The organism is Moritella sp. Urea-trap-13 (assembly GCF_002836355.1).
Taxonomy (GTDB): Bacteria; Pseudomonadota; Gammaproteobacteria; order Enterobacterales; family Moritellaceae; genus Moritella.
Window position 1 is genome coordinate 359,106 of sequence record NZ_PJCA01000027.1, and the last position, 11,476, is coordinate 370,581.

12 protein-coding genes are annotated in these 11,476 nt (G+C 41.2%); 4 read left to right on the forward strand and 8 right to left on the reverse strand.

The window, feature by feature from the left end; translation table 11 throughout:
- Window positions 1-75: 75 nt before the first annotated feature.
- Window positions 76-1,071, forward strand: coding sequence for a TDT family transporter (locus CXF93_RS04455; RefSeq protein ID WP_101061228.1), 996 nt, complete (start codon window positions 76-78; stop codon window positions 1,069-1,071).
- Between the two features lie 94 nt (window positions 1,072-1,165).
- The gene (locus CXF93_RS04460; RefSeq protein WP_101061229.1) at window positions 1,166-2,344 is read left to right on the forward strand and encodes an HD-GYP domain-containing protein; all 1,179 of its coding nucleotides are present in this window, start codon (window positions 1,166-1,168) and stop codon (window positions 2,342-2,344) included.
- Window positions 2,345-2,455: 111 nt separating this feature from the next.
- Here CXF93_RS04460 and CXF93_RS04465 read toward each other — a convergent pair whose 3' ends face one another.
- From CXF93_RS04465 to puuE, 6 genes are all read right to left on the reverse strand, one after another.
- Entirely contained in the window at window positions 2,456-3,028 is a 573-nt protein-coding gene (locus CXF93_RS04465) for an undecaprenyl-diphosphatase (RefSeq protein WP_101061523.1), read from the reverse strand.
- Window positions 3,029-3,168: 140 nt separating this feature from the next.
- Window positions 3,169-4,320 (reverse strand): urate hydroxylase PuuD, encoded by a 1,152-nt coding sequence (locus tag CXF93_RS04470; RefSeq protein ID WP_101061230.1) that lies wholly within the window; start codon window positions 4,318-4,320, stop codon window positions 3,169-3,171.
- A gap of 107 nt (window positions 4,321-4,427) precedes the next feature.
- Window positions 4,428-4,952, reverse strand: a complete 525-nt coding sequence (locus tag CXF93_RS04475; protein ID WP_101061524.1) for an ureidoglycolate lyase — start codon at window positions 4,950-4,952, stop codon at window positions 4,428-4,430.
- Window positions 4,952-5,947: an allantoicase gene (gene alc, locus CXF93_RS04480; RefSeq protein WP_101061231.1), complete on the reverse strand. Its 996-nt coding sequence runs from the start codon at window positions 5,945-5,947 to the stop codon at window positions 4,952-4,954. Before alc ends, CXF93_RS04475 begins: the two co-directional genes overlap by 1 nt.
- A gap of 14 nt (window positions 5,948-5,961) precedes the next feature.
- Entirely contained in the window at window positions 5,962-6,489 is a 528-nt protein-coding gene (gene uraD, locus CXF93_RS04485; RefSeq protein ID WP_101061232.1) for a 2-oxo-4-hydroxy-4-carboxy-5-ureidoimidazoline decarboxylase, read from the reverse strand.
- Window position 6,490: 1 nt separating this feature from the next.
- Window positions 6,491-7,405, reverse strand: coding sequence for an allantoinase PuuE (gene puuE / locus CXF93_RS04490; protein WP_101061233.1), 915 nt, complete (start codon window positions 7,403-7,405; stop codon window positions 6,491-6,493).
- Window positions 7,406-7,791: 386 nt separating this feature from the next.
- Here puuE and uraH point away from each other — a divergent pair, with 386 nt between their 5' ends.
- On the forward strand, window positions 7,792-8,145 hold the full coding sequence (gene uraH / locus CXF93_RS04495) for a hydroxyisourate hydrolase (protein WP_101061234.1): 354 nt from the start codon (window positions 7,792-7,794) through the stop codon (window positions 8,143-8,145).
- A gap of 109 nt (window positions 8,146-8,254) precedes the next feature.
- Window positions 8,255-9,619 carry an NCS2 family permease gene (locus CXF93_RS04500; RefSeq protein ID WP_101061235.1) on the forward strand — a complete coding sequence of 455 codons (1,365 nt, stop codon included), beginning with the start codon at window positions 8,255-8,257 and terminating at the stop codon, window positions 9,617-9,619.
- A 114-nt stretch (window positions 9,620-9,733) separates the two neighbouring features.
- Here CXF93_RS04500 and CXF93_RS04505 read toward each other — a convergent pair whose 3' ends face one another.
- Entirely contained in the window at window positions 9,734-10,993 is a 1,260-nt protein-coding gene (locus CXF93_RS04505) for a dicarboxylate/amino acid:cation symporter (protein WP_101061236.1), read from the reverse strand.
- 249 nt (window positions 10,994-11,242) lie between these two features.
- Window positions 11,243-11,389, reverse strand: coding sequence for a hypothetical protein (locus CXF93_RS22040; protein WP_198551583.1), 147 nt, complete (start codon window positions 11,387-11,389; stop codon window positions 11,243-11,245).
- Window positions 11,390-11,476: the final 87 nt, after the last annotated feature.

Here is an 11,476-nt window from a genome sequence, read left to right on the forward strand (position 1 = left end):
CAATGTTAAAAATATACAGATTTTATTAACCTAAAGCTAGGGTTATAATAGCAGCATCAATAAGTGAGGTGCATTATGTTAAACCAAATTAGAATTAACTTTAAACTATTACCAACACCTGTCGCAGGTCTTGCCCTCGGTATCTCATCTCTAGGTGCGCTGTGGGAGTCGGTATATGGCTTTAATGGTTATGTGCAAAATACCACAGCAACGATCGCAGCGGTGATCTTACTTACTTTGTTATTACGCTTTATCATTCACCCACAAACACTGTGGAATGATCTTTCTCATCATGTTGTTGGTAGTGTGGTGCCGACATTTGCCATGGCTACCATGGTGGTATCAAGTTCGCTAACGGCTGCTTATCCTGCCACCGCTTCTTTTCTGTGGTTAGCGGCGATAGTGTTACACCTCATATTTTTAGTGCTGTTCCTGTACCATCGTTTTCAAGATATGCAATTACAGCATATGGTGCCAAGCTGGTTTGTGCCACCCATAGGTTTAATTGTTGCGGTATTTACTTGCCCGCAATCGGAATTGTTTAAACCGATTTGTTATGCCATTTTAGTATTCGGTATTGTTAATTATGCGGTGCTATTACCGGTTATGATTAATCGTCTTATTTTTGGTGAAAAAATCCCTGCCAGTGCGAAACCATCAATTGCTATATTAGCCGCGCCAGCAAGCTTATGTTTAACAGGCTATTTGGCCTTTATGGCTCAACCATCACCGGTAATCGTTGCGGTATTATTAGGTATTGCATTGTTGATGACCGTGGTTATTTATATGGCGCTATTACACTTATCCCGTTTAGCTTTTAATCCCGGTTTTGCTGCATTTACCTTTCCGTTAGTGATCAGTGCTAAAGCCTTATATAGCACCAGTGATTGGTTTGCCAGTATCGGGATTGCTGAACATTATATTGCTCAGCTACATGTGGTGGCTTTGTTTGAATTATGGGGCGCAACGGCTGTCGTTATTTGGGTAAGTATCGGTTATATAAAGTACTTAGTGGTAAAGTTGCAAAATATGCATATAGCGCACAAAATAGAGACGAAAGCATCACTATAAACAAGGGCTGTGGTATTCGCTATATTTACTCGTTCTATGGTGTTAAGGTAGCGGGTTATAACACTATTCATCATTTCTTGAGTCACTGATTATTATGCTTATAGAACAAGATATTGCCGATATTTCTGCGGGTACTTACATTGAAAAAATCACCGTGCAAACAGGCAGTTTTAGGCTGACAACATCAGAATGGATTAAAAATGATGTAGTACTTAATAAATTGATTGAACTCGGTATTAAACGCGTATTAGTGGATACCGAAAAGTTTGATGCGAAAATGGCTGCGGATGCAGCTGCCTTAAGGGCAAATACGTCTGGACGTAAACAAGAGTTCAGCGTGAAAATGATCCAAGCTAAAGCACTTATTTCAACCTCTAAAGATGTACAGATAAAGCTGTTTAAGCATATCGAAGAAGGATCAGAGATTGACCTTTGTTCAGTTAAAACGCTCACTACTGAGTTAATCGATACGTTATTTACCGATTCTGACGCGCTAATGTGTGCGATCAATATCCGTAAAAAAGATGAATATTTGTTAGAACATTCTTTTGCTGTATCTATGCTAATGGCGTTATTCTGTCGTTATCTTGGTATTGAAAAAACCATTATTAGAGAATTGGCAATTGGTGCTTTTTTACATGATATTGGCAAGATACGCACGCCAGATGAGATCCTCAATAAGCCGGGGAAATTAACGACTGATGAGTTTGGCATTATGAAGTTACACGTCAATCACTCTATCGATATTATTAAATCCATTCCGGGTATTTCTAAGATCAGCCTAGATGTTGCAGGTTTGCATCATGAAAAGTTAAACGGTGAAGGCTATCCTTATGGTTTGTCTGGACAGCAAGTTTCTCGCTATGGCCGCATATTGACTATTTGTGACATCTACGATGCATTAACGGCAAATCGCTGTTATAAAGAAGGTTCGACTCAATTAAAAGCATTCGGTATTTTACGTAGTTTAGGCCAAGATGGGCAATTAGATTTAAGCTTGGTTAATGCTTTTATCAAGTGTATGGGGGTTTACCCTGTTGGTTCACTGGTTAAATTGAATTCTAATCGTTTGGCGATTGTTGAAGGTTATAACCAAGCCGATCCTATTCGCCCTAAAGTGAATTCGTTTTACAGTTTGGATAAGGGTGATTTTGAACATTCGAATCAGATTGACTTGTCTGTGGTTGATGATGGCATTGCGCAGTCGGTAAGAGCGGATGATTTTAATTTAGACATGGAAGAGATCATGCGCTTCTTAGTTAGCGAAGCGTAATAACCAGCACCCCTTAAAGACTGCTGGTAACGCTACGTTTATTTCTATTAATATGACGAGCACTATTGCTCGTACCTATCTATCTATAACTACCTTTGTTATGCCGTGTACTTATAACAGTCGGCTAGTTAAGCGATCAGCCGTAGCAATAATCAGGTTGTAACAGCCTGCAAGTTTATGGCGAACTGTATGTACTATTATTGCTGATAACACGCCAATAACTGACGCAGCTGCGATATCGAAAGGGTAATGTACACCAATATACACCCGAGATAACCCACCGATAACCGCGAATACTGTCAATCCCAATGCTAATTTTTTTGTTGCTTGATGAAACAATAAACTAAATGCGATACAAAACATAAACGTTGTGTGGTCAGATGGGAATGATGAGTTTGCAGTGTGTTGAACTAATGTCGTACCAAGATCATTCATGAATGGACGTGGATGAAAATAAACTTGCGCAATAACATGATTGATCGCGATACCCACAACAGAGGTCAAGGTTGCTGCAATGAGGTAACGTTTAATCCTTTCTTCACTACGAAACCACACTAAGACAACTAATGTGATAAAGATGTAAGGCATTCCTTCTGCAAGGAATATGAAAATGTAATCAATGAATTGATTTTGGCCTGCAAATTGGTTAATGGCTAAAAAGAGCTGATTGTTTAATTGTTCCATAGGAGGTCTTATCGTAATTTTATATAGCGCTAAGACATTTAGAGTAGGGTTTTGTTCCATTTTAATTTAAAAATCCCTACTCATAACTTATGAATAGGGATTAGCTTACTGCGTTACATGGCTGCGTTATTATAGCTGCGCTATATTTTCGCGCCTTGATTGATCCAATTGATAACGGTAGTACGTTCATCACCAGTCATTTTGGTGATATTACCCTGTGGCATGACGCGGTTGCGTACTGCCGATAATACCCGGTCTGAATTCAGCTTGATGTTCTCTGGTGTATCAAGGTGTACACCTGCCATTGGTGCCACGCCGTTGGTCGCATGGCACATTGCGCAACGTGCTACGACAATGTTTTGTACTTGACTAAATGCAACTTGTGGCGCACTGTTATCCACTGTTGGTTTAGTCACATATGCTAACGTGATCATCGCAAAAGCGGCGAACGGTAAAGTCCAAGCGTATTTCTGATGCTGGTGGCGCGTATTGAAGTAATGACGCACTAATACACTGATAATAGATATAGCCGCTAATATTAACCAGTTGTATTCACTGCCATAAGTACTTGGGAAGTGATTACTGATCATGATAAATAACACGGGTAATGTCAGGTAGTTATTATGGCGCGAGCGCAATAGTGCTTTAGCTGGATCTTTTGGATCCGGCGTTTCACCTTTCGATACTGCCGCGACCATTTTACGTTGTCCTGGCATGATAACAAAGAATACATTACCGACCATGATCGAACCGATCATGGCGCCGACATGGATATAAGCCGCGCGACCTGTGAATACCAGTGATAAGCCATAGGCGACAGCAATGATCATGAGCATTAATACCGCGCCCATCAAGGCTGGCTTTTGTGCGAGTGGTGACTCACACAATAGATGATAAACAATCCAACCCACCACGATAGTTGCGATACCAATGGCAATACCTTGCCATTCTACTAAGCCAGACTCTGGTGCGATCAGCATAGCTTGGGCATTGAAATAATACACCACAGTGAGTAGTGAAATACCGCTAATGAAAGTGGTATACGCTTCCCATTTAAACCAATGTAATGTTTCTGGCATTGTTTTTGGTGCGAGTTTGTATTTTTCTAAGTGATAAATACCACCACCATGAATAGCCCAAAGATCGCCAGCTAGGCCCGTTTTTGGGTTAACGCGGTTAAGGTGGTTTTCTAGCCATACAAAATAGAATGAGGCACCGATCCACGCGATACCAACAATCATATGCATCCATCGAATCGCAAGATTCAGCCATTCCGTAATATGCGGATCCATAAATACTCCCTGTTATTATAGTTGCGTACGAGTACCGTTTGATACAATTACGCTTTATTAAATATATGTCTTAATGCGTGTATTAATATATGTACTAGTGCTTAAAATCAATTTACTGGTTTTTCAAATACCCGTATTTCACTATCAGTAAAATGAACTTCTTCGCAGTTATTACCTGGGCCTGCACGATCAACAACTAAGAACTGATCTTGGTCTGTTAATGCGAGGATAGGGTGGTGCCAGACACCTTTGTGATAGTTGACGCCTTGCGTGCCATCACTGATAAAACCGCGAATGGTTTGGCTGTCTAAGCGATCATCATTAAGATCACCAGTCGGCGCAGCTACTAAAATTAAATAGCTATTACCAAACAAAGGAATAAACGCTTGTGAACCGAGTGGATGACGCTCCATCATGGTCACTGATAGCGGGTAAGCTAGCGGTGTAGCTTGAAAAATGCTGATGATCGCTCGGCCACCTTCTGCCTCGATATCGACATTGGCAAGCTGATGATAGCGACGGGTTGATCCATTGTTGATCATGAAATGATCACGGTCAGCTGTTGCGATAACATCACCATAAGGCTTAAACGCATCTGCGGTTAATGGCTCCAGTGTGATCATGTCAGTCATCATTTCGATACGGTTCCGAACATACGCACACGGCTAATACCACCGTCTGGATAAATATTGACGCGGATATGGGTAATATCACCCAGGGCATTCACTTGCTGTTGATAGTTATGAATATTATCTGCAGATAATTTTTGTGCTGGTAACAGTTCACGCCAGAATAAGCTTTGCGCTTGGATCTGTTCTTCTGTACCGCCAGCCACACAAGCTGCTTGGATGTTGACTGAATCAGGGAAGTTACCTTTAAAGTGTGCGGTATCGATTTCGATGCGATTAACACTGCCTTTATTACCCAGTGCGATAATTACCCAGTCATTGCCCGGTGTACGACGACGTGCAGTTTCCCAACCGTCACCCATGTTGATACCGCGGCCTGGATTTAATAAATTACCCATGACCCCAAAGTGTTCATCGTTACAGGCAATCGCACGACCACCGTTAACGGTTGCCGCTAAATCAATTTCTTGATCGGCGCTGATGTTATCCCAGTTAATACTTGGTTTACCGTAAACACGTAAACGTGCTACGCCACCATCAGGGTAGATGTTAAGACGTACGTGGGTATAAACTGTATCGCTTGTTAGGCTGAATAGGTGCTCGCTATCACCTTGCAGTGATTCTGAACCGAGGATTTCTGTCCACTGTGTTTCTGCTTGTGGATCTTGACCGTCAGCCACAAAACAAGCATCAACAGAGGCTGAAGGTGCGTAGTTTCCGGTAAAGTTTGCAGTATCAATATTCAAACCTTCAATTGAACCTGGCAAACCTAAACGAACGATGCAGTAATCATAACCTTCATGACGTTTACGACGAGATTCCCAACCGTCCATCCATTTACCGTTGTCATCGTAAAGATCGGGTACAAATACTGCGGCTTCTGTTTTAAGCATACGTTGTTTATCGGCAAAAAAATCATCAGTAGCAAAAATGGCTTCAGCACCGAGTTTTTCATCAGCAAGGTTAATATGGCGATCAAAGTTTAATTCAGTAGTCATTGTTGTCATCCCTGTTATAAATCGTTTAAGCGAAATGCGGCTATCTTGTTTATTTCTAATAATGCTTGCTTGAACTCGGTGTCGGTATCATTTTGAATACGATGTTTAAAGTCAGCTAAGATTAAAAAACGGTTGGCACCACGCACGGCTTTGATAAACGGAAAATTGAATTTCGCTTTATAAGCATCATTGAGTTGCGTGAAACGGGTAAATTCTTCGGTGCTACATTGATCTATCCCCGCACCGGCTTGCTCTGAGGTCGAAGCGGCGGTGAGTTCACCATTTACCGCTGCGCGGCCAGCTAAATCTGGGTGAGCATTGATTAATGCAAGCTGTTGTTCATGGCCAGCTGCGAGTAAAATATCTGCCATACATTGCTGTAGTGAGGCAATTTCATCGATATTGTCATTAATTTTTTGCGCTTGGTATTGTTGATAAGCTTGTTCTGCAACCCAAGGACTGTGCTCATAAATATCAGCAAAAATGGTGACAAAATCGGATTGCGTCAGCTGACTTGGGATGCAAGTACTAAAATGTGTCATGTTAAGATCCCTGATATGGATGATTTTCAATCCAGTGATTGGCGATTTGTTCACGTGTGCATAACCACACATCATCATGGTGTTTTACGTAGTCTAAAAAGCGCTTGAGTGAGGCAATACGTCCTGGACGGCCGATTAAACGGCAATGCAAACCAACCGACATCATTTTTGGTGACTCAGCACCTTCGGCATACAGGGTATCGAAGCTATCTTTTAAGTATTGAAAGAACTGCTCGCCACTATTAAAACCTTGTGGTGTTGCAAAGCGCATATCGTTAACATCTAAAGTGTAAGGGATAACAAGATGTGGCTGATTATTGGCTTTAACCCAATAGGGTAGGTCATCATCATAGGCATCTGAGTCATACAAAAAACCACCTTCTTCTGCGACTAAACGGCGAGTATTTGGGCCCAATCGACCGGTATACCAGCCTGATGGACGTTTACCTGTTAATGCTTTAATGATGTCGATGGCTTTATGTAAATGCTCGCGTTCTTCGACTTCATTGGTATATTGATAATCAATCCAGCGATAACCATGACTGCAGATCTCGTGGTTGGCAGCGACAAAAGCTTTTGCTACATCCGGGTGTCTTTCTAATGCCATGGCGACCGCAAATACGGTCAGTGGTATTTGGTAGTCAGCAAATAGATTGAGTAAACGCCATACACCGACTCGACTGCCATACTCATAGCAAGACTCCATACTGAGATTGCGTACACCCTGTAGTGGGACTGCGCCTGGCATTTCGGATAAAAAGGCTTCAGATTCACTGTCGCCATGCAATACACAACGTTCGCCACCTTCTTCATAATTAAGCACAAATGAGATTGCCAAGCGTGCTTTGTTAGGCCAATTAGCGTGTGGTACCGCTTGGCCATAACCAATAAGATCTCTGGGATAGGCAACAGTCATCATGACTCCTTGTTATGCATATGCTCTACAATTACTTATTTAGTTGTTAATAAGTAACCATGCTGTTGAACAATTATTGCAATTATTGTGTACAAGATCCATCTATTTGTGTAACAAGTTTGCAATATTTACATTTCCACCTAAAACCGACACATTTGTTGGTTTATTGTCGATTTTATCTCTCTAAAACTGATTATTGTTAGATGTTGACCGTGTTTTTTTGTATTTCAAAATAAAAAAAGAGATTAATAATTTAACTTTCCATCGTTTTTCTGCAATCATGTGAAACATAAAATTAACATTTTGTATCGATCTATGTGTTCAATCTTAAGTTTAGACGATATTTAAACAGCAATATTTAATCGTGACAGTAAGGTATTTTGATTATGAGTGGACTCAGTACACATGTGCTTGATACAGCGAATGGCGTACCTGGCGCAGGTATCAGTATTAAGTTATATCGAGTGGAAGCGGAGCAATTAGAGCTTGTTACTTCTGCAGTAACGAACAGCGACGGTCGCACCGATTCTTTATTATTAACCAGTGAAGAACTGCGTGTTGGTAAGTATCAGTTACAATTTGATACGGCTGATTATTTTCGTGAGCGTGGCGCAGTTGTGCCTGAAACGGCTTTCTTAGATGATATTGTGATCCGTTTTGGTATTAGCGATACCCAAGCGCATTATCATGTGCCGCTGTTAGTCTCACCGTTTAGCTATTCTACTTATCGCGGTAGCTAGCTTGAAACAGTAACAACATATCTTGCAAGCACAGTGAAATATACAGTAATAAACCTACTTATTATAAAAACGGAAAATCGGTAAAGCCGAATACAACAAGGGAAGTATGATGGATAAAACACAACAAGGATCTGAGTTACAGGGTTCACCTCAAAGTGGCATACTGGAGCGGTTATTTAAACTCTCTGAGCATGGCACTACGGTAAAAACTGAGCTTATGGCAGGTTTAACGACCTTTGTTACTATGGCTTACATTATTTTTGTAAACCCCGATCTAATGGCAAAGACTGGCATGGATAAAGATGCCTTGATTGTTGCTACCTGTATTGGTGCTGCAATTGGTTGTATGTTGATGGGTCTATACGCCAACTGGCCAGTGGGTCTTGCGCCGGGTATGGGGCTTAATGCTTTCTTTACTTACACTGTTGTATTTGACATGGGTTATACCTGGCAGGTTGCGATGGCGGCGGTATTTGTATCGGGTGTACTCTTTGCCTTGATGAGCTTTTATAAGATCCGCGAATGGATACTCGACAGTATACCGCAGAGTTTACGCTATGCGATGACGGCGGGTGTCGGTCTATTCTTGGGTATTATTGGCTTTAAAAATGCCGGTATCGTGGTTTCTTTTGAACCAACGCTGACTACTTTAGGTAACTTTAAAGAACCGAGTGTCTTACTGGCTGCATTAACATTTTTAATTATTGGCTCGTTATTTCGTCGTAATCTATTTGGTGCGGTATTAATCGGTATGTTAGTGACGACACTTGCTGGTATTCCACTGGGTCTTGTTTCTGCGCCAGCGTCAATTATTTCTTCGCCGCCAAGCATTGCGCCAATCTTCATGGCGATGGATTTTGAACACCTGTTCTATAACGCTGAAGGCATCTTTAATGTTGGTATGATCAGTGTCATCATCTCGTTCTTATTTGTGAACATGTTTGATACGGCTGGTACCTTAATGGGCGTCGCGGATAAAGCCAATCTGATTAATGAAAAAGGTGAAATTGAAAACCTGAAAAAATCATTAAAAGCTGATTCCGTTTCAAGTGTATTAGGTGCTTGTGTGGGTTGTCCACCAGTAACATCGTATGTTGAAAGTGCATCAGGTGTGGCTGCAGGTGGTCGAACTGGTTTAACGGCAGTAACCGTAGGTGTGCTATTTTTAGCGGCAACCTTCTTTACTGATATCGCGTTAATTATTCCTAGCTATGCGACGGCTGGTGCACTTATCTTTGTGTCATTCTTGATGATGAGTGGATTGAGTAAAGTGAACTGGGATGAATTTACCGACTATGTTCCTGCTTGTATTACTGCGATCATGATGGCGTTCACGTTCTCGATTGCTAATGGTATTGCCCTTGGTTTTATTGCCTTCACGTTCTTGAAAGTAGGTTCAGGTAAAGCGAGCGAAGTATCGATTAGTATCTGGGTATTAACGGCTATATTCATTGCTAAATTAGCATTTATGTAAGCTGAGTTTTAAACAAAAAAGCCACTGATGTCATTTCCTTTTTATTGGATTGTCATCAGTGGCTTTGTTGTTTGTACGGTTTAGATTTAACCCTACCGCGATATTACGTTATAACTAGTTAGCGTTATAAATCGTGGTATCTAATTCTTTTTCTGATTTCGCGATGATCACTGATGCAGCGATATCACCGGAGATATTCACTGTGGTACGTGCCATATCAAGAATACGGTCGATACCGGCAATCAGCGCCACACCTTCAACAGGCAAGCCAACGGTAGTAAGTACTAACGTTAGCATGATAAGACCTGCACCAGGCACACCTGCGGTACCAATGGATGCCAATGTTGCTGTTAAGATAATGGTGATATATTCAGGCATGCCTAAATCAATACCAAATGCTTGCGCCACGAATAATGTCGTTACACCTTGATAAAGCGCTGTACCATCCATGTTGATGGTCGTGCCTAATGGCAGTACAAAACTTGATACGCCTTTTGATACACCTAATTTTTCACGCGCACATTTCATTGATACAGGTAAGGTACCGGCACTCGATGTAGTGGTGAATGCTACTACCTGAGCATCAACAATACCGCGGAAATACTGGACTGGACTCAGCTTGGCGATGAATAGAATTAAAGCGCTGTACACACCAAGTACATGTAAAATACTACCAAGGTAAACCGCACCAATTACTTTCATTAATGGTAATAATAATGTTAAACCATATTTACCCGCGACCCATGCCATTAATGCAAATACACCGTAGGGTGCAAGCTTCATCACTAGGTCTGTCAATTTGTACATGGCTTCGGCAAGGCTTTCAAAAACGGCAACAGCAGGTTTGCCCTTTTCACCAATCAGTGTCAGAGATATACCAAGGGCAACAGAGAATACGATAATTTGCAGAATATGACCTTGAGCAAGCGCGCCTATTGGATTCGTTGGTACTAATCCTACCAGGGTATCTGTGAGGGAAGGTGTTGCTTTTACAACTTCTGCTTGTTGGGCGATAAGGTCTAAACCTGCACCGGGTTGCAGTAAATTACCTAACGCGAGACCAATGGTGATCGCGACAGCAGTAGAAAGCAAGTAGAACAACACAGCTTTAAAACCAATGCGGCCCATTTTGCTGGTGTCTTGCATTGAGGTGATACCAACAATGATTGAACAGAAAACCAGTGGCACAATCAACATCTTAATGGTGTTTACAAATAACGACCCAATTGGTTTAAGGATCACTGCATCTTCACCGAAGATAATACCCACGGTAATACCGAGGATCATACCGATCACAATTTTTTGCCAAAGGGGTAAGTTAAACCATAATTTCTGGCCTAAAGTGGGGGTATCTAATGATTCAGTATTACTCAAAATCGACGTCCTCTGCTTTCTGTATCGTAATATGGAGCATAACCAGTTGCATATTCAGCGTCAGTTAGCACCGTTAAGAGAGGTCAGTTTATCGGTCGCATAATAAAAGTAAAGCCATTCATGCCTTGAATTATAAAATTCTTAGTCATAACAACTTTATTCTGTGTTTTACTTGGTTTTTTTGTCGATTAAGTGAACTTTGTTGAACTAAAGTAAGATACTGTTGACGATTCTGCTATTACTGTGTAACTATTTCATTACTTTTTTAATGTCATCGAACAGTGCTTTATAACCATCGGTAATTAATACCACTATGGTGTCGTGTGAATGTGGTGTTAGTGCTTTTTGCTTAATGTAAATAACCAAAGTAACGCCAACAAAAAAAGAGATAAGCATAAAAGAGAGTCCTATAGAGAGTGTGGATTTAAGGATGTCGATAGTAACATAATCTGATAGCCGTAAAATACTCGAGTTGTCCTATAA

Coding starts and splice junctions, on each gene's coding strand:
- CXF93_RS04455 (WP_101061228.1), top strand. CDS start 76: ATGTTAAACCAAATTAGAATTAACTTTAAACTATTACCAACACCTGTC.
- CXF93_RS04460 (WP_101061229.1), top strand. CDS start 1,166: ATGCTTATAGAACAAGATATTGCCGATATTTCTGCGGGTACTTACATT.
- CXF93_RS04465 (WP_101061523.1), bottom strand. CDS start 3,028: ATGGAACAATTAAACAATCAGCTCTTTTTAGCCATTAACCAATTTGCA.
- CXF93_RS04470 (WP_101061230.1), bottom strand. CDS start 4,320: ATGGATCCGCATATTACGGAATGGCTGAATCTTGCGATTCGATGGATG.
- CXF93_RS04475 (WP_101061524.1), bottom strand. CDS start 4,952: ATGACTGACATGATCACACTGGAGCCATTAACCGCAGATGCGTTTAAG.
- alc (WP_101061231.1), bottom strand. CDS start 5,947: ATGACTACTGAATTAAACTTTGATCGCCATATTAACCTTGCTGATGAA.
- uraD (WP_101061232.1), bottom strand. CDS start 6,489: ATGACACATTTTAGTACTTGCATCCCAAGTCAGCTGACGCAATCCGAT.
- puuE (WP_101061233.1), bottom strand. CDS start 7,405: ATGACTGTTGCCTATCCCAGAGATCTTATTGGTTATGGCCAAGCGGTA.
- uraH (WP_101061234.1), top strand. CDS start 7,792: ATGAGTGGACTCAGTACACATGTGCTTGATACAGCGAATGGCGTACCT.
- CXF93_RS04500 (WP_101061235.1), top strand. CDS start 8,255: ATGGATAAAACACAACAAGGATCTGAGTTACAGGGTTCACCTCAAAGT.
- CXF93_RS22040 (WP_198551583.1), bottom strand. CDS start 11,389: ATGCTTATCTCTTTTTTTGTTGGCGTTACTTTGGTTATTTACATTAAG.